Genomic DNA, 18,256 nt, shown 5'->3' with positions numbered 1-18,256 from the left:
CAAATCGACATTGTCGCCGGCGTCGCGTGTCGCTCACGCGTCGACTCCGCGCAGCACGTCGAGCGCGTGCTGCAGGTCCGGCGGGTAGGGCGCGGTGATCTCCATGCGGCGGCCGTCGGCGGGGTGCGAGAAGGTCAGCGACCTGGCGTGCAGCCATTGATGTTCCAGCCCGAGTTTTTTCGCCAGAGTCGGGTCGGCGCCGTAGGTCAGGTCGCCGGCACAGGGGTGGTGCAGCGCCGCGAAGTGCACGCGGATCTGGTGCGTCCGGCCGGTTTCCAGATGGACGTCGAGCAGGCTGGCCGCGGGAAACGCCTCGATCGTGTCGTAGTGGGTGACGCTGTGCCTGCCGCGCTCGGTGACGGCGAACTTCCAGTCGTGTCCGCGGTGCCTGCCGATCGGCGCGTCGATCGTGCCGCTTGACGGGTCCGGGTGCCCCTGCACCAGCGCGTGGTAGCGCTTGTCGACGGTGCGCTGCTTGAACGCGCGCTTGAGCACCGTGTAGGCCCGCTCCGAAATCGCCACCACCATCACACCCGAGGTCCCGACGTCGAGCCGCTGCACGATGCCCTGCCGCTCGTGCACCCCCGATGTGGTGATCCGGAAGCCGGCGGCGGCCAGCCCACCGAGCACCGTCGGCCCGGTCCAACCGACCGAGGCGTGCGCGGCGACTCCTGCGGGCTTGTCGACGGCGACGATGTCGTTGTCGGCGTAGAGGATCGTCATGCCCTCGACGGTTTCGGCGCGGTTCTCCGGCGCCGGGAGTTCATCAGGTAGCTGCACCTCGAGCCACGCGCCGGACGTCAACCGGTCGGACTTGCCGGCTTGCCGGCCGTCGATCTCCACGCCGCCTTCTTCGGCGAGTGCCGCGACCGCCGAACGTGACAGGCCGAGCAGCCGCGACAGCCCGGCGTCGACGCGCATTCCGGCCAGCCCCTCGGGGACCGGCATCGCCCGCTCGGCCATCAGGGCCGATCGGCCTTGCGCTGCCCCGTGGTGTCGGATTCGTCGGCGCGCCCATGACGGCCGCCGGCGCCTGGTTCGTTGCCCGCTTTACGCCGGCCAACGGTGTCGAACTCGAAACCGAACAGCGACAACGCCACCAAGAAGACCGCGCCGCCCACCACGGATGGGTCCGCGACGTTGAACACCGGCCACCAGCCGATCGACAGGAAGTCCACGACGTGGCCGCGCAGCGGTCCGGGCGACCGGAAGAACCGGTCGACGAGGTTGCCCATCGCCCCGCCCAGGATCATGCCGAGGCCGATGGCCCACCACGGCGAAACCAACCGCCGGCCCATCCAGATGATGCCGATCACCACGCCGGTCGCGATCAGGGTCAGCACCCACGTGTATCCGGTGGCCATCGAGAACGCGGCACCGGAGTTCCGCACCAGTGTCCAGGTCACGGTGTCGCCGATGATCGACACGGGCTGCCCGGGCGTGAGCAGCCGCACGGCGAGCACCTTGGTGACGATGTCGAGCACCAGGATCACCGCCGCGACCGTCAGCAGCAGCCGCACCCGTCGGTTCGGGCGCGCGTCGGATTCGTCGGTCACGGGTCCATCATCCCCCAGGGCGGATGGGGAAGGATGGTCGGCCATGAGCGGCATTGTCGTCGTCACCACCGGCGGGACGATCGCGTCGGCCGCCGACGACAGCGGTGTGCTGCGTCCCTCGCGCACCGGCGCGGAGTTGCTGGCCGGGTCCGACGCACGCGTCGTGGACCTGATGGCCAAGGACAGCTCGCAGCTGACAACGGCGGACTGGGACCGGATCTCTGCCGCGGTGTCGGACGCGGTGGCCTCGGGCGCCGACGGCGTCGTGGTCACCCACGGCACCGACACCCTTGAGGAGACCGCGCTGTGGCTGGACCTGACCTACGGCGGTGAGGCGCCGATCGTGCTGACAGGCGCCGCCAAGAGCGCCGACGCACCCGATGCCGACGGGCCGCGGAACTTGCGTGACGCGGTGGCGTTGGCGGCCAGCCCCGCCGCACGGGGCCTGGGGGTGCAGATCAGCTTCGGCGGCGCGGTGCTCGCGCCGCTGGGCACGCACAAGGTGGCGGGTGGTTTCACCGGTCCGCGGATCACCGACGCCAAGGAGCGGCCGTTTCTCGGCGAGGCGTCCGCGGCGTCGGCGCCGCGGGTCGATGTGGTGGCGTGCTATCTGGGCGCGGATGGAGTGGCGGTGGACGCCGTGGTCGCTGCCGGGGCGCGGGGCGTCGTGCTCGAGGCGATGGGCGCCGGCAACGCCGGGCCGCAGATGGTCGAAGCGGTGCGACGGCATTGCGCCGCCGGTGTCGCGGTGGCGGTGTCGACGAGGGTGCCGAACGGTCGCGTCGCCCCGAGATACGGGCCGGGCCGCGAACTGGTCGAGGCCGGCGCGGTGGTGGTGCCGCGGCTGCGGCCGCCGCAGGCCAGGGTGCTGCTGATGGCAGCGTTGGCCACCGGTTCACCGGTCGACGACGTCGTCGCCCGCTGGGGCTGAGTCGTCGAGAAGGCCGTTGACGAACTCCGGCCAGTCCAGGCTGTCGACCGGGTTGGCCCTCGTCACGCCGGGGGTGTCCGCGGCGAAGGTCCGCGCGGGCCCCGGGCCGCTGGCCCGGGTCTCGAACCGCACGGTCATCACGCCGTGGCCCGCGCCCTGGATCCACCCGTGCCCGCGCTGATCGTGGTGCACGTCGTCGCCGACGCGCCATCCCGACGGCTGGGCCACGGCCGCAGCGGCCGGGTGCGTGTCGGTCTGCTCGTCGTTCCACTGCTCCAGGTCGGGAAACAGCGACTCCTGCCGGACTTCGCTCAGGCCCGAAAAGCCCACGCCGAGAAGGCGGATGGGCCCGATATCGACAGGGTCGAGCACCAGGCGGCGGGCCGCCGCGATCAGCGTGCCCGCATCCGCGGTCGCGTACGGCAGCGTCGCCGAGCGCGTCAGCGTGCCCATGTCCGACTTCTTCAGCTTCACCGTGACGGTGCGGGCCCCGCGGCCGTCGCGCAGCAGCCGCTCATGCGCATGTTCGCCGATGGGTCCGACAGCGTCGTGCAGCTGCTCCAATGTGGTCAGGTCTTCGGGGAACGTCGACTCGGCGCTGATCTGTTTGGCCTCGGCGCGTTCGGTGACGGGGCGGTCGTCGATGCCCCGGGCGAGGCGGTGCAGCGCGGGACCGACCGTCGCGCCGAGGATGTTGGCCGCCTCGGCGTCGGTGAGCGCGGCCAGCTGGCCGATGGTTTGAATGCCGAGTCGGTGAAGTTTGTCCTCGGCGACCGGGCCTATCCCCCACAGCCGGCGTACCGGCAGTCCGTCGAGCAGCGGTCGTTCCTCGTCGCGGCGGATCACCCGGATGCCGTCGGGCTTGGCCAGTCCCGACGCGATCTTGGCGATCTGCTTCCCGGACCCGGCGCCGACCGACGCGACGAGGCCCGTCTCGGAGCGCACCCTGGCCCGCAGCTGCTGGCAGAACCGCTCGACATCCTCGGCGGGCGCGCCGGCGAGTTCGGTTGGCTCACCGAAGGCCTCGTCGTAGGACAGCTGCTCGACGACCGGCATGACACCGCGGACGGTGTCGAGGACGCGCCGGCTGGCGACCCCGTAGACGACCCCGCGCGGCGGGAGCACGACCGCGTGGATGCCGACGAGCCGTCGAGCCTGGTGCATCGGCATCGCCGAGCGGGCACCGAAGGCGCGGGCTTCGTAGCTGGCACCGGCGACGACGCCGCGACCGCCGAGACCGCCGACGAGCACGGGGCGGCCGCGCAGTGTGGGCCTGGTCAGCTGCTCGACGGAGGCGAAGAACGCGTCCATGTCGAGGTGCAGCACCCAACGATCAGCCACGCGGTCATGCTAAGGACAACTATGGCGATGAATCTGGTCCACCGGCTGTGTTGCGGTTCGGTTTACTGGGCGACGACGGTCGAGCAGAAGCTGCTCCCCTGGGTGTTGCGCGGCGTCGATCTCGGCGAGAACACCCTGGAGATCGGTCCTGGCTACGGCGCCAACCTCAGGGCGCTCGTCGACAGGACAGCGACGCTGACGGCACTGGAGATCGACCGGGGACTGGCCGAGCGGCTCGCGCGCAAGTACGGGAGCCGCGCCCGGATCATCCACGGCGACGGCACCGACACAGGGTTGGCCGGGGCCGAGTTCAGTTCGGTGGTGTGCTTCACGATGCTGCACCATGTGCCGACGCCGCCGCTGCAGGACCAGCTGTTCGCCGAGGCGTTCCGGGTGCTGCGACCGGGCGGGGTGTTCGCGGGCAGCGACGGCGTCCCGTCGCTGTCGTTCCGGCTCGCCCACATTGCCGACACCTACAACCCGGTGCCGCCGGATGGGCTGCCCGACCGGTTGCGGCGCGCCGGCTTCACCGACGTGCGGGTCGGGGTCGCCGGAGGCGAGCAGCGCTGGAAGGCGGTCAGGCCTTCGCGATCGACACCGTGACGCCGTCGCCGATCTCGATGCCGTCGGAGGGTTCGGCGAATTCGAAGCTGGTCGCGAGGATTTCGCGGGCGATCAGGTCGCGATGGGTGCGGGCCCAGCCTTCCCGCTGCGCGGGCACGTCCATCACGACGCTGATCCGGTCGGACACGTCGAGCCCGGTGTTCTTGCGTAGTTCCTGCAGCTCGCGGATCCGGTCTTTGGCCCACCCCTCCGCCTCCAGCTCGGGTGTGAGGGTGGCGTCGAGCACCACCAGACCCGCGCCGTCGGCAAGCGCCGCGGTGACCTCCGGGTCGGCGGCCACCAGCCGTGACGTGTACTCCTCTGGCCTCAGCACCGCCGGGCCTGCGGTCAGCGTGCCGTCGGGGTTGACGACGCCCTCGCCGGTCTTCACGGCCTTGATCGCGGCCTGCACGTCCTTGCCGATTCGCGGGCCGGCAACGCGGGCGTTCACGGTCAGCTCGAAGCGGCCGTATTCGGCGATGTCGTCGGTGAGCTCGACGCTCTTGACGTTGAGCTCGTCGGCGATCAGGTGGATGAACGGGGCCAGCCGCTCGGGGTGTTCGACTGCCACCGTCAGTTTGGGCAGCGGCAGCCGCACCCGCAGCTTGTGGGCCTTGCGCAGCGATGAGGCGGCCGACGCGACCTCGCGCACGAGGTCCATGTCGGCGACCAGCTGCGGCTCGTCAGGTAGATCGCCGGGTTCCGGCCAGTCGGTCAGGTGCACCGACCGCTCCCCGGTCAGGCCGCGCCAGATCACCTCGGTGGTCAGCGGCAGCAGTGGCGCCGCAAGCCTCGTAGTGACCTCCAACACCGTGTGTAGGGTGTCGATCGCGTCGGGGTCTTCCTCCCAGAACCGCGAACGTGACCGTCTCACATACCAATTCGTCAGCGCCTCGGTGAATTGTCGCAGCTCGTCGCACGCGCCGGAGATGTCGCAGACGTCGAGGGCCGCGGTGAGGTCGTCGCGGAGCTGGGCCAGCTTGGCCAGGATGTAGCGGTCCAGCACATGCGAAGAGTTGATTCGCCAGGTGCCGACCCTCGGCGCGTACAGCGCCAGGAAGCTGTAGGCGTTCCACAATGGAAGCAGCACCTGCCGGACGCCTTCGCGGATACCCTGCTCGGTGACGATCAGGTTGCCGCCCCGCAGGATCGGTGATGCCATCAGGAACCACCGCATCGCATCGGAGCCGTCGCGGTCGAAGACCTCCCCCACATCGGGATAGTTGCGCAGCGACTTGCTCATCTTCTGCCCGTCGTTGCCGAGCACGACGCCGTGCGCGACACACGTTTTGAAGGCGGGCCGGTCGAACAACGCGGTGGCCAGGACGTGCAGCGTGTAGAACCAGCCCCGGGTCTGCGCGATGTACTCGACGATGAAATCACCCGGGAAGTGCGTTTGGTACCACTGCGTGTTCTCGAACGGGTAGTGCACCTGGGCGTAAGGCATCGAGCCGGAGTCGAACCAGACGTCGAGGATGTCGGGGATGCGCCGCATCGTCGAGCGACCGGTGGGGTCGTCCGGGTTGGGCCGGGTGAATTGGTCGATGTGAGGCCGGTGCAGGTTGGTGGGCCGGACCCCGAAGTCGCGTTCGATTTCGTCCAGACTCCCGTAGACGTCGATCCGTGGGTACGCGGGGTCGTCGGACTTCCAAACCGGAATCGGCGTGCCCCAGTACCGGTTGCGGGAGATCGACCAGTCCCGCGCCCCCTCGAGCCACTTGCCGAACTGGCCGTCCTTGACGTGCTCGGGGTGCCAGGTGATCTGCTGGTTCAGTTCGACCATCCGATCGCGAAATGCCGACACTTTGACGAACCATGACGACACCGCCCGGTAGATCAACGGATTTCGGCACCGCCAGCAGTGCGGGTAGGAGTGCTCGTAGGTTTCGTGCCGCAGCAGCACGGCGCCGTTGAGCGCCGCCGAGCCGGTGCCGTTCTTCAGGTCCCGGATGATCTGGGGGTTGGCGTCGAAGACATGCTGGCCCTCGTAGTCCGGCACGGTCGCGTCGAAGCGGCCGCTTGCGTCCACCGGCGTGACCGGAACGATGCCCGCCCTGTCCGCGGCTGCCTTGTCGTCCTCGCCGTAGGCAGGCGACATGTGCACGATGCCGGTGCCGTCCTCGGTCGTGACGAATTCGCCGGGCAACACCTGAAAGCTGTTGGGAGCGTCCATGAAATACGGGAAGGGCGGCAGATAGCGCAACCCCGGCAGATCACTTCCCCGGTAGGTGGCGATGACGTCGGGTTCCTCGCCGAGCTCACGGGCATAGGCGGCAAGCCGCGCCCGGGCGAGGAGGTATCGACGGTCGCCCGATCGCACCTGGACGTATTCGACGTCGGGGTGCACAGCGACGGCCTGGTTCGACGGTAGTGTCCACGGTGTTGTCGTCCAGATGAGCAGGAAGGCGCCGGCCAGTTTGGCGTCCTCGCCGCCGACGAGTTTGAAGCCGACGGTGATCGCCGGGTCCTGCCGGCTTTGATAGACGTCGTCGTCCATCCGTAACTCGTGGTTGGACAGCGGCGTCTCGTCGCGCCAGCAGTACGGCAGCACGCGATAGCCCTCGTAGGCCAGGCCGGCGTCCCAGAGCTGCTTGAACGCCCAGATCACCGACTCCATGTAGCCGAGGTCGAGCGTCTTGTAGTCGTTGTCGAAGTCGACCCACCGGGCCTGGCGGGTGACATAGGTGCGCCATTCGCCGGTGTAGCGCAGCACCGATTCGCGGCAGGCCTCGTTGAACTCCGCGATGCCCATCGCGTCGATCTGCGACTTGTCGGTGATGCCGAGTTGGCGCTCCACCTCGAGTTCGGCAGGCAGGCCGTGAGTGTCCCAGCCGAACCGGCGCTCCACCTTGTAGCCGCGCATCGTGCGGTAGCGCGGGACGATGTCCTTGACGTAGCCGGTCAGCAGGTGCCCGTAGTGCGGCAGCCCGTTGGCGAACGGCGGCCCGTCGTAGAACACGTACTCCGGGGCGCCGTCGCGGCGGGCGATGCTGGCGCGGAAGGTGTCGTCGGCCCGCCAGTAATCCAGCACTTGCAGTTCGAGCGCCGGAAAATTCGGCGAGCCGCCGCGCTGGTCGGCGCCCAGCTCGGTGCGCGGATAGCCGGTTTCCGTCACGCCGCGTCTCCTGTGCCCATGTGTCGGTCAAGGCACGGGGACGACGACGCGCGGTTGCGCGAGCGCCGCGGTACCACCCCGCTTGCCGCGCGCTGGCGCGCGGCCACTCATGCGCGGGCTGTGACGGGCCCACCCGTTCGGGTCTACTGGGCTGTTCGGGCTGTTCTTCCGAAGGCTCCCCGGTGATGGCCGGATCGGTGCCGTTACCTCGATTCTAACGGGCCGAAGCACCGCAAACTAAAAAGCCGGTACCTCGCAAATGAGGTACCGGCCGTTATTCGTCTTTGTCAGGGCTTGAACGGGTGCGTCCAGGCCTTCGCCACCTGCCCCCGGGAAGGCGGCGTAGTTGCCCACGCCCGCCAGAATCTCACCCGGCTGCGCGGCAAGGCCGCCGATGAACTGACTCGACGTGCTCGCGTAGTTCGCGACGACTTGCGGCAGCGTGCACGCGATGACTGGGGTATCACGGGAGTCACCTCTCCTTGGTGGGTTCGCTGAGCGGGGGCGCTCCCGGTTTTGTCGGCCATGACATTAGCTCGGACTTGTTGTTCTTGCACGAGTTCGCCGACAATCAGCTCGACGACGACATGGCCATCGCGAACGTCGCCTCGAGCATGTATTCGCGTAACGCGACTACCCCGCCGCCACCCCGGGCGGTTCCGGGTACGGGGCACCGAACTCGGGCACGGTCTGTGGGCCGCGCCTGCGCGCCGCCTGGGCCCCGCGGCGCAGCAGCGCGGCGACCCCGACGAAGCTGACCTGGTCCAGGAGCATCGGCGTGAGCAGTCGGTTGTGCACGAATCCGAACGACATACCGCTCGCCGGGTCCGCCCACCCGATCGAGCCTCCCAGGCCGGCATGCCCGAAGCCTGGCATCACACCTGGGAACGGCACCGCGTGATAGCCGAGGTGCCAGGACAGCGGCACCATGATGTTGAAGTCGGGCCTGAAGCTGGGCTTGCCCGTCATGTTGCGTACCAAGTCCGTGGACAGGAACCGCATTCCGTCGATGCGCCCGCCGTTCGCGATCGCCCCGTACATCTTCGCCAGGCCGCGCGCGGTCGCAACGCCGTTGGCTGCCGGCGCCTCGCTGTCGAGGAACGGGATCTCGCCTTGCACAACGGCCTTCATGCCGGGGAAGTACATCGCGCCGAATCCGCTGGAGAACCACAGTGCGGCGATCTTGGGCGCGACGAAGTTGAACAGCGCGTTGGCCTTTGTGCTTTGCGGCGCCAGGATCTGGGCCGCTTTGGTCGACGTATGGGCGGGCGGTCGGCCCAGATGCAGCCCATCTGTGTTGAGCGGCTGCGCCACCTCCGTGCGGATCAAGTCGCGCATGCCCCTGCCCGTCACCGCGCGTGCCAAGCCGGACATCAACCAGCCGTACGTCAGCGCGTGGTAGGCCGGAATGCCGACCAGCCGGCTTGCGGGCGCGGTCGCTATGCGTTCCTCCATCAGACGGTGGTCGAGCAGTTCTTCCTTCCTGACGCCGTTCAGATGCGACAGGCCCGCCCGGTGCCGCATCGCGTCGCGAACCGTGATGCCGGCCTTGCCGTTCACCCCGAACTCCGGCCAGTACTTTGCAACGGGCGCGTCATAATCGAGCAGCCCGCGGTCGGCCAGCCGGTGAATGACGGTGGAGGCCATCCCCTTCGTCGCGGAAAACACCATCGCCCCGGTGTCGGCGTCCCAGGGCACCTCGCCGTCGCGGTCTGACCAGCCCGTCCACACGTCGACGACCGGGCGGCCGTCGAGGTACACCGCCAGCGCCCCGCCACCGAAACGGCGGCCCGGGAACAAGTTCGCGAAGCTGCGGATCGCGCACGCGAAATGCGGATCTGCGGCTCCCCGGACTCCACGCGGAAGGCCGATCTCATGGGCAGTTGCGTGCGTCACATTGTCATGATGACCGCTTAGATCCCCCAAACAAACCAATCGTTACCGTTCTGTTAACTGATTCTCTCCGGCGGCGGATAAGAGGCGCTGCGCGGCCAGCGCCGCCGTCAATCCGCCGTCGCGGACCTGCTGCTCCACCTCGGCGCGGATCCTCTTCACCGCGGGGTTGGTCAGTACCCGGTCCAGAACCGCATCGCGCACCATCGACCAGGTCCAGTCCACCTGCTGCTGGCGGCGTTTCGCGTCGAACTCGCCCGCCTCCATGAGGACGTCGCGATGCCGTCGCACCGTCTCCCAGAGCTCCTGCAGGCCCGTGCCTTCCAGCGCGCTCATCGTCAGGACGGGTGGCCGCCACAGCGTGTCCCGGGGATAGATCAGCCGGATCACCGCCGCGAGCTCCCTGGCGGCGCCCCTCGCCTCGACCGCGTGCTCGCCGTCGGCCTTGTTCACCACGACGATGTCGGCAAGCTCGAGGACGCCTTTCTTGATGCCCTGCAGCTGGTCCCCCGTCCGGGCCAGTGTCAGGAATACGAAGGTGTCGACCATGTTGGCCACCGCGACCTCGGACTGACCGACCCCGACGGTCTCGACGAGTATCACGTCGAAGCCCGCCGCCTCCAGGAGCACGATCGTTTCCCGGGTGGCCTTGGCGACCCCGCCGAGCGTGCCCGACGTCGGCGACGGCCGCACGTAGGCCTCGGGATGCACCGCAAGCCGGGCCATCCGGGTCTTGTCGCCGAGGATCGATCCCCCGGTGCGCGTCGACGAGGGGTCCACCGCGAGCACGGCCACCCGGTGGCCATGCTCGATCAGCATCATGCCCATGGCCTCGATCGCGGTCGACTTGCCTACCCCGGGCACGCCGGTAATGCCCACGCGCAGAGCGTGTCCGGACTCGGGCAGCAGCCGCAGCAGCAGCTGCTGGGCCTGCTCGCGGCGATCGGCCCGCGTCGACTCGACCAGTGTGATCGCCTTCGACAGTTCGGTGCGGTCGCCTCCGCGCACAGCCGCGGCGAGCGCCTCGACGGAATCGGCCATCAGCTCAGGTCATAACCCAGCCGCTCGGCGAGCTTGCGCAGCAGACCGATCGCGGCGTCGGCGATCACCGTCCCGGGCGGGAAGATCGCGGTCGCGCCGGCCTCGTGCAGCGCGTCGTAGTCGTCGGGTGGGATGACCCCGCCGACGACGATCATGATGTCGGGCCGGCCGACTTCGGCGAGCGCGTCCCGCAGCGCGGGTACCAGCGTCAGATGCCCTGCGGCCAAGGAGGAGACCCCGACCACGTGCACGTCGTTGTCGGCAGCCTGGCGGGCCACCTCCTCGGGGGTCGAGAAGAGCGAACCGACGTCGACGTCAAACCCGATGTCGGCGAACGCGGTTGCGATCACCTTCTGGCCGCGGTCGTGGCCGTCCTGGCCCATCTTGGCCACCAGGATGCGGGGCCGACGCCCGTCGGCCTCGGCGAACTTCTCGACAAGCTCGGTGGCGGAAGATATGTTCGTCACCTTCCCGACTTCGTCGCGATAAACCCCGGCGATGGTGCGGATCTCGGCCTGGTGGCGCCCGTAGACCCTTTCCAGCGCGTCGGAGATCTCTCCGACCGTAGCCTTGGCCCGTGCCGCGTTGATGGCAAGTTCCAGCAGGTTACCGTCACCGCCGGCGGCTCGGGTCAACTCGGCCAGCGCGGCGTCGACGGCGGCCGGGTCCCGGTCGGCGCGCAACTGCTGCAGCTTGGCCAGCTGCTCGGCGCGCACCCGGCTGTTGTCGACTTTGAGCACCTCGATTGGGTGGTCCTCGTCGACCTGATACTTGTTCACGCCGACCACGGGTTGGCGACCGGAGTCGATGCGGGCCTGGGTGCGGGCAGCGGCCTCTTCGATCCGCAGTTTCGGGATGCCCTGGCTGATGGCCTGGGCCATGCCGCCTGCCTCGGCCACCTCGCGGATGTGGTCCCGTGCCGCGCCGGCCAGTCGGTGGGTTAGCCACTCGACGTAATACGAGCCCCCCCAGGGGTCGATCGGGCGGGTCGTGCCGGATTCCTGCTGCAGGACAAGCTGGGTGTTGCGCGCGATGCGGGCCGAGAAGTCGGAAGGCAGCGCAAGCGCCTCGTCGAGTGCGTTGGTGTGCAACGACTGGGTGTGGCCCTGCGTGGCCGCCATCGCCTCGATGCAGGTGCGGGCGACGTTGTTGAACGCGTCCTGCGCGGTCAGCGACCACCCGGATGTCTGCGAATGTGCGCGCAGCGAGAGCGATTTCGGGTCCTTCGCCCCGAAGTCCGCAACCAGCTCGCTCCATAGCAGCCGGCCGGCCCGCAGTTTGGCGACCTCCATGAAGAAGTTCATTCCGATGCCCCAGAAGAACGACAGCCTGGGCGCGAACTGGTCGATGTCGAGCCCGGCGTCCAGCCCGGCCCTGATGTACTCCACCCCGTCGGCAAGGGTGTACGCCAACTCCAAATCCGCTGTCGCACCGGCCTCCTGGATGTGGTAGCCGGAGATCGAGATCGAGTTGAACTTCGGCATCTTCGCACTGGTGTAGGCGAAGATGTCAGAGATGATCCGCATCGACGGCTTGGGCGGGTAGATGTAGGTGTTGCGGACCATGAACTCCTTGAGGATGTCGTTCTGGATGGTCCCGGCCAGCTTCTGCGGCGGCACACCCTGCTCCTCGGCCGCCACCACGTACAGCGCGAGAATGGGCAGCACCGCGCCGTTCATCGTCATCGACACCGAGACCGCCGAGAGGTCGATCCCGTCAAACAGCTGGCGCATGTCGAGGATGGAATCGATCGCGACACCGGCCATTCCGACGTCGCCCTGCACCCGTGGGTGATCTGAGTCGTAGCCGCGGTGGGTGGCGAGATCGAAGGCCACCGACAGGCCCTTCTGCCCGGCGGCGAGGTTCCGTCGGTAGAACGCGTTCGATTCCGCGGCCGTGGAGAACCCGGCGTATTGCCGGATGGTCCAGGGCTGATTCACGTACATCGTCGGGTAGGGCCCACGAAGGTAGGGCGGCGCGCCGGGGAAACTGTTGAGCGGATACCCCTCGACCGCGGCCGACGCACGATCGGCGGCGGTGTACACCGGTTTGACGACAATGCCTTCGGGCGTGTGCCAGTCGAGTTGTTCGGCGGTGTAGCCGTGCGCTGCCGCCGCGGCGGCGACGTGCGCGGTGACCTCGGCGTCCGTCGGTGGGGTCGGGACTATCTCCCCGTGAAGCGGGATCTCGGCGAAGCTGCCGACGGCGGCGACATCAGGTGCGGTCATCGGTCAGGCCCCCAATCGGGTGAGCAGGTTCGCCAAGGCCTTGACCGCGTCGATCGTGGCGGTCAGGTAGTCGTCGGGCAGGTGCGACTCGTCGAGGTCGGCAACGGCCTTCTGCGGCCCGGCCAGATAGAGCTTGGTGATGCCCGCGGCATGTGCGGCCTCGACGATCGAGGCCACTTCGGTGGAGTAGCGGGCATTTGTGCCGCAGATGACCGCGGTGTCGGGGGAACCTGCCCGGGCGGCGGCCCCGGCTACCCCGTCGGGTTGAATCGGGCCGGGGTTGACGGCCTCGATCCCACCGGTCGCCAGCAGGTTCGCCGCGAAGGTGGCGCGGACGTTGTGCTCCGCGAGCGGGCCTAGGGGCAGCAGCAGCACTTGCGGTCGGGCGCCGGTGCGTTCGAGGAACTCATCGGAGCGGTCGCGAAGTGTTTCGAAGTCGGCGGCGTAGCGGCGGACCGTTTCGTGTGCGGTGCCGGGTTGCAGCGGCGGCTCGTCGAGGTTCGGGTATTCGTTGACGCCGGTGATCTTGGTGCGGCGGTGGTCGATGTCGTCGGTGCGGTGCGCACCCACCTTGGCGAGCTGCTGCGCGACGAAGCCGCGGGCATCGGCGAATCCGCCGTTGCCCTCGATCTGCTGGAAGTTCTCCCATGCCTGCTGCGCAAGGCGTTCGGTGAGGTCGTCGACGTACCACGAACCGGCGGCCGGGTCCACCACCCGGCCGATGTTGGACTCCTCGAGGAGCAGTAGCTGGGTGTTGCGTGCGATGCGCCTCGAGAAGCCGGCGGGTACGCCGGGCGCATTGCCGGGTATCGCGACGTCGAAGGGTTCCACCAGCACCGTGTCGGCGCCACCCACCCCGGCGCTGAACGCGGCGAGCGTGGTGCGCAGCATGTTCACCCACGGATCGCGCTGCGTCATCATCGGCAGCGATGTGACCGCGTGCAGCGGTGCGGCCCCGGCACCCGGCTCACCGACGACCTCGCAGACGCGGGCCCAAAGTTGGCGTGCGGCACGGAATTTCGCGATCGTCATGAATTGATCGTCGTCAGCGGCGTAGCGGAAGCTGATCTGCCGCAGCACTTTCGGCACACCGATCTCCGAGAGGAACCGCAGGTAATCGACACCCGCGGCCACGGCTCCCGCGAGTTCCCAGGACGCGTTGGCGCCGAGGTTGTGCAGCGCCGGGCCGTCGACGGTGACCGCGCGCACCCCGCCGTTGTAATCGGTCGCGCGTGATGCCATGGCTACCACATCGTCAATGCTCGGCGCGTCGCGGCCGCTCAGTGCGGCGGTCAGCGGATCGGCACCCAGATCGATGGAAAGCATCGCGCGCTTGTCGTCGTCGAAGTCGGCCACCAGCGCCAGCACCGCCTCCGCGGCGGCCACGTACCGGGCGCCCGCGTCGAGCACGACAGGCACCAGTTCGAGGAAGACGCCTTCGAGGAGGCGGTCGAGCTGACCTGTCGCGATGCCGTTGTCGCCGGCCCGGAGAACCAACGCGTTGACCCCCTCGGTCAGCGCAAGCAGGACGGCGCCGTTGCCTTCTGCGACCGTCAGTTGGCCGGCCGGCGGGAACGCCTCGGCGACCTTCCACCCGGTGTTGACGTCGCGCAGCGCGTCGCCCCCCCGCACGAATGGCCACTGACCCGGCAACGGTTGCTCGGATTGCGCGTCCAGCGGGGTGTACAGCGGGCGGATGGGGAAGCCTTCGTATGTCGGCGAGTCGAGCAGCAGTTCGGGTTCGGTGGGCAGCTCCGCGCCGGGCTCCAGCGTCTTGGCGAGCACACCGGCGACGGCCCTGCGCCACCGTTCGCGCGCTAGCTCTACCTGTGCGGGATCGACGGAGCCTTCGAGCGACACGCCATCAGGCTAAATGATGCTGGAAAGCGTTGTTCATCCACGGCCCGTACGCTCAGTAGCCGTGAAGCCGCCTGTCCTCGCCGAATCGGGCGGCCTGCGGTCCGCCCTGGTAGCGACCGCGCGCCAGGTGCCGCGGCGACGGGTCGTGATCACCGGCGCGGTAGCCGTGATCCTTGTCTCAATTGTGCTGTTGGTGCCGCTGCCGACCGCTGTCCAGTTGCGCGACTGGGCGACGTCGGTCGGGTCCTGGTTCCCGCTGGCGTTCCTCGCCGCGTATGTGGTCGTGACGGTGTTCCCGTTCCCGCGGACGGCGTTCACGCTGGCCGCCGGACTGTTGTTCGGGCCGCTGCTGGGTGCCACCCTCGCGGTGCTGGCCAGCACGATCAGCGCGTTGATCGCACTGCTGATGGTCAGGGCGGTCGGCTGGCAACTGAGCCGGCTGGTCAGCCACCCGACCATCGACAGCCTCGACGCCCGGGTGCGGCGGCGCGGCTGGCCCGCAATCGTTTCGCTGCGGCTGATACCGGCGGTGCCGTTCTCGGTGCTCAACTACGCCGCGGGTGCATCGGCGGTGCGGGTACTGCCGTACATGGCCGCGACGTTTGTTGGGCTGCTGCCGGGAACGCTGGCCGTGGTGATCCTCGGCGATGCGCTGACCGGCAGGGTGGACCCCCTTCTGGTCTTGATCTCGTTGGTCACCGCTGGTGTCGGCGTCACGGGGCTGGTGCTCGAGGCCCGCGCCGCCCGTCGGCACCGCACCGTTGGCCAAGACGCCGAAGCGGATCCGATCCCCGCCTAGTCGTGGTCGGCCGTCGCGGGCCCCTGCGCGGTCATCACGGCGAACGTCGCCAGAAACGATGCGGCCGCAGCGGCGTTGACAGGCCGGTCGTGCGCGCGAATGTGCGCGCCCACGGCGAGCACGAAATACAGCGTGAGCATCGCGGTGGTGATCCTCGCCAGCCGGGGAAACCGGCTCACCGAGAGCAGACCCACCGCGGCGGCGGCCTTCACCACCGGAAGGACCCACCGGATGCCTTGAGGCACACCAAGATCGTCGAGGTTTTTCGCGATGGGCGGTAGCGGGATCGCGCACGCCACCGCGTCGGCGGCCTGAAACGCCGCCAGTGCGTAGTAAACCCGCGGAGATGTCAGCCGACTCATCGGATCACGTCGTCAGCGACCGTGGCCCCATCGGGCCCTCAACCGGCTTGCGCGCGTCGGCTTCGGCCTTCGCCACCGCCTGGGCGATCGCGGGATCGGTCTGGGTCGAGAACCAATCCGCGACCTCGTCGGTGTCGTCCTCCGGCTTCGGCAAGTTGTCATCTGCCGGCGTCGGCTGATACCGGAACACCCCGTCGTCCCCCGGCGCGCCGAGCAGTTTCGTGAAGCCCTGCAGCGCCGAGCCGAAGTCACTCGGCACCACCCATACCTTGTTCGCCTCGCCCTTGGCCATCTGCGGCAGCGTCTGCAGGTACTGGTACGCCAGCAGTTCTGGTGTTGGCCGGCCCGCCTTGATCGCCGCGAACGTCTTCTCGATCGCCTTGGCCTGCCCCTGCGCCTGCAGGTATTGGGCCGCCCGGTCGCCCTGCGCCCGTAAGATGCGCGACTGACGATCGGCCTCAGCCGCCAGGATCGCCGCCTGCTTGGCGCCTTCGGCGGCAAGGATCTGCGCCTGCTTCTGCCCCTCGGCCTGCTTGATCGACGCCTCACGGGTGCCCTCCGCGGTGAGGATCATCGCCCGCTTCTCCCGGTCGGCCCTCATCTGCTTTTCCATCGAGTCCTGAATCGACGGCGGCGGGTCGATGCTGCGCAGCTCGACGCGGGCCACCCGCAGCCCCCACCGGCCGGTGGCCTCGTCGAGCACTCCGCGCAGCTGCGCGTTGATCTGGTCGCGCGACGTCAGCGTTTGCTCCAGCGTCATGCCCCCGACCACGTTGCGGAGCGTGGTGGTGGTCAGCTGCTCCACGCCGACGATGTAGTTGCTGATCTGGTACACCGCCGCCTGCGGGTTGGTCACCTGGAAGTACACGACGGTGTCGATGTTGACGGTCAGGTTGTCCTCCGTGATCACCGGTTGCGGCGGGAACGACACCACTCGCTCACGCAGGTCCACCCGGGCCCGGATCCGGTCGATGAACGGCAGCAGCAACGTCAGCTGCCCTGACACGGTCTTGCTGTAACGGCCGAGGCGCTCGATCACCGCGGCCTCCGCCTGGGGGATCAACGCCACCGACTTGGCGACGACGACGATCGCGAGCACCACCAGCACGGCCAGCAGGATCAGGCTGGCGAGGGCACCGTTCATGACAAGGTTTCCTTTCATCCGCCCAGGTTTCCCTAGACGTTCTTCCAGACGACCGCGGTCGCTCCGTCGATGTGCATGACGGTTACCTGCTCGCCCGGTTCGTAGACATCGTCCTCGTTGAACGGCCGCGCCGTCCACACCTCACCGTCCAGCTTGACCTGGCCCGCGTGGCGGGCGACGCGGTCGAGAACCAATGCGCTCTTGCCCTCGAGCGCCTTGACTCCGGTGGTCTCCGGCGTGTGCGGCGTCAGCCGCCTCTTCAGCGCCGGGCGCACCAGCACCAGCAGCAGCACCGACACCACCAGGAACACCGCGCCGTCGGCCCAGAGCGGCCAGTCGAACAACCAGTGCGCCCCCCCGGCGGCCAGTGCGCCGCCGCCGAGCATCAACAGGAACATGTCGCCGGTCAATACTTCGGCGGCCGCCAGAACCAAAGCGACGATCAGCCAGATCAACGCCACGGGCATGTTGCCAGAGTATCGCGTAGCCAGCCTGCGCAGCGGTGAACTACTACACTGCGGCATCATGTGGTGCCCTAGCGTCTCGCTGTCGGTGTGGGCCAACGCCTGGCTCGCCGGAACGGCAGCTCCCGACGATGTGCTGGACGCGTTATCGGCCTGGGCGCCAAAACATTCCGTCACTGCCTATGATGCGGTCGCGGCCGGTCGCACCGGCCTGCCGTGGCCGGATGTCGACGGCGCCGGGGCGGTCACTTTGCTGCAGACCCTGCGCACCGCGGCGGGACGACGGAGTGTGCCCGAACCTGCCATCGGCATCGTCCTGCCGGTGCCCGGGGACGTAAGCGGGCTCGCCGCGGGAAGCCAGTTCGAACGTGACGCGCTGAGCGCGGGCGAGGCGCTCATCGTGTCCGGTGAGCGCGGGAGCGCGATCGGTCTGGTGCCTGAATTCCACTACGACGAAGCGGAATCGGAGGCCGACGAGACTGCTGAGCCGGGCGCGCTGGCGTGGACCGTGCACTCGCTGCCGTCGGTCCCGGTATCCGTTCACGTCGACCTGGGCGAGGCCGAGTACACGCTGCGTTCGGCCGTGCGATCGGCCGCCGACGCGCTCGGCTCGATCCGGTTCGGCTACAGCGGCGCCGACGTCGCCGACCCGCGCGGTCTCGTCGAACAGGTACTCGAGTCGACCCGCCTCCACCGGGCGCCCGACGACGCCCCGCCGCGGGCGCTGCGGGTGCTGGAGAAAGCCGCGCATGTCGACGCGATCATCGCGGTGGGCTTCGGCCTCACGCCGATCGGCACGCAGTCGGCTTCGGAGGCGCAGATCGCCAGCGAAGCGCTGCGGCCGCTCAGCGCCGTGGTGCGGTCGGCCCGAATGGCCGCGATCAGCACAATCCTGCACTCGGCCTGGCGGCGGTAAGGG

General features: G+C 68.8%; 15 protein-coding genes. 4 read left to right on the top strand and 11 right to left on the bottom strand.

Features of this window, described 5'->3' with window-relative positions; genetic code table 11:
- Positions 1 to 33: 33 nt before the first annotated feature.
- The gene (locus VKG81_RS18275) at positions 34 to 963 is read right to left on the bottom strand and encodes an RluA family pseudouridine synthase (protein ID WP_324397978.1); all 930 of its coding nucleotides are present in this window, start codon (positions 961 to 963) and stop codon (positions 34 to 36) included.
- Positions 963 to 1,601: a signal peptidase II gene (gene lspA / locus VKG81_RS18270; RefSeq protein ID WP_324397976.1), complete on the bottom strand. Its 639-nt coding sequence runs from the start codon at positions 1,599 to 1,601 to the stop codon at positions 963 to 965. Before lspA ends, VKG81_RS18275 begins: the two co-directional genes overlap by 1 nt.
- Here lspA and VKG81_RS18265 point away from each other — a divergent pair.
- Positions 1,600 to 2,487 carry an asparaginase gene (locus VKG81_RS18265; RefSeq protein ID WP_324397975.1) on the top strand — a complete coding sequence of 296 codons (888 nt, stop codon included), beginning with the start codon at positions 1,600 to 1,602 and terminating at the stop codon, positions 2,485 to 2,487. The genes lspA and VKG81_RS18265 overlap by 2 nt on opposite strands.
- Here the strand turns inward: VKG81_RS18265 and VKG81_RS18260 are convergent.
- Complete coding sequence (locus VKG81_RS18260) at positions 2,452 to 3,813, bottom strand: DNA polymerase IV (protein WP_324398030.1); 1,362 nt, start codon at positions 3,811 to 3,813, stop codon at positions 2,452 to 2,454. The genes VKG81_RS18265 and VKG81_RS18260 overlap by 36 nt on opposite strands.
- Before the next feature lie 36 nt (positions 3,814 to 3,849).
- Here VKG81_RS18260 and VKG81_RS18255 point away from each other — a divergent pair, with 36 nt between their 5' ends.
- Positions 3,850 to 4,431 (top strand): class I SAM-dependent methyltransferase, encoded by a 582-nt coding sequence (locus VKG81_RS18255; RefSeq protein ID WP_324397973.1) that lies wholly within the window; start codon positions 3,850 to 3,852, stop codon positions 4,429 to 4,431.
- Here VKG81_RS18255 and ileS read toward each other — a convergent pair.
- The 5 genes from ileS to mutA form a co-directional block, all read right to left on the bottom strand.
- Positions 4,406 to 7,516: an isoleucine--tRNA ligase gene (ileS, locus tag VKG81_RS18250; RefSeq protein ID WP_324398029.1), complete on the bottom strand. Its 3,111-nt coding sequence runs from the start codon at positions 7,514 to 7,516 to the stop codon at positions 4,406 to 4,408. The two genes, VKG81_RS18255 and ileS, sit on opposite strands and share 26 nt — an antisense overlap.
- Positions 7,517 to 8,179: 663 nt before the next feature.
- On the bottom strand, positions 8,180 to 9,442 hold the full coding sequence (locus VKG81_RS18245) for a serine hydrolase domain-containing protein (protein WP_324397971.1): 1,263 nt from the start codon (positions 9,440 to 9,442) through the stop codon (positions 8,180 to 8,182).
- 42 nt (positions 9,443 to 9,484) lie between these two features.
- Positions 9,485 to 10,480 (bottom strand): methylmalonyl Co-A mutase-associated GTPase MeaB, encoded by a 996-nt coding sequence (gene meaB, locus VKG81_RS18240; protein ID WP_324397970.1) that lies wholly within the window; start codon positions 10,478 to 10,480, stop codon positions 9,485 to 9,487.
- The gene (gene scpA / locus VKG81_RS18235; RefSeq protein WP_324397968.1) at positions 10,480 to 12,708 is read right to left on the bottom strand and encodes a methylmalonyl-CoA mutase; all 2,229 of its coding nucleotides are present in this window, start codon (positions 12,706 to 12,708) and stop codon (positions 10,480 to 10,482) included. Before scpA ends, meaB begins: the two co-directional genes overlap by 1 nt.
- A 3-nt stretch (positions 12,709 to 12,711) precedes the next feature.
- Positions 12,712 to 14,568, bottom strand: coding sequence for a methylmalonyl-CoA mutase small subunit (mutA, locus tag VKG81_RS18230; RefSeq protein ID WP_324397966.1), 1,857 nt, complete (start codon positions 14,566 to 14,568; stop codon positions 12,712 to 12,714).
- Positions 14,569 to 14,584: 16 nt separating this feature from the next.
- Here mutA and VKG81_RS18225 point away from each other — a divergent pair, with 16 nt between their 5' ends.
- The gene (locus VKG81_RS18225) at positions 14,585 to 15,367 is read left to right on the top strand and encodes a TVP38/TMEM64 family protein (protein ID WP_414685317.1); all 783 of its coding nucleotides are present in this window, start codon (positions 14,585 to 14,587) and stop codon (positions 15,365 to 15,367) included.
- On the opposite strand, the gene VKG81_RS18220 is transcribed toward VKG81_RS18225, so the two are convergent.
- Genes VKG81_RS18220 through VKG81_RS18210 form a run of 3 tightly spaced genes read right to left on the bottom strand, consistent with a single transcriptional unit; the run spans position 15,364 to position 17,340 of the window.
- Positions 15,364 to 15,729, bottom strand: a complete 366-nt coding sequence (locus VKG81_RS18220) for a DoxX family protein (protein ID WP_324397963.1) — start codon at positions 15,727 to 15,729, stop codon at positions 15,364 to 15,366. The genes VKG81_RS18225 and VKG81_RS18220 overlap by 4 nt on opposite strands.
- A gap of 4 nt (positions 15,730 to 15,733) precedes the next feature.
- Positions 15,734 to 16,873, bottom strand: coding sequence for an SPFH domain-containing protein (locus VKG81_RS18215; RefSeq protein WP_324397962.1), 1,140 nt, complete (start codon positions 16,871 to 16,873; stop codon positions 15,734 to 15,736).
- Between the two features lie 32 nt (positions 16,874 to 16,905).
- Entirely contained in the window at positions 16,906 to 17,340 is a 435-nt protein-coding gene (locus VKG81_RS18210; protein ID WP_324397961.1) for an NfeD family protein, read from the bottom strand.
- A 58-nt stretch (positions 17,341 to 17,398) separates the two neighbouring features.
- On the opposite strand from VKG81_RS18210, the gene VKG81_RS18205 reads away from it, so the two are divergent.
- Positions 17,399 to 18,253 (top strand): hypothetical protein, encoded by an 855-nt coding sequence (locus tag VKG81_RS18205; protein WP_324397959.1) that lies wholly within the window; start codon positions 17,399 to 17,401, stop codon positions 18,251 to 18,253.
- Positions 18,254 to 18,256: the final 3 nt, after the last annotated feature.

The organism is Mycobacterium sp., from assembly GCF_035314905.1.
Lineage (GTDB): Bacteria > Actinomycetota > Actinomycetes > Mycobacteriales > Mycobacteriaceae > Mycobacterium.
The sequence above is the reverse complement of the archived record's forward strand: the minus strand, read 5'-3'. Positions and strand labels throughout refer to the sequence as shown.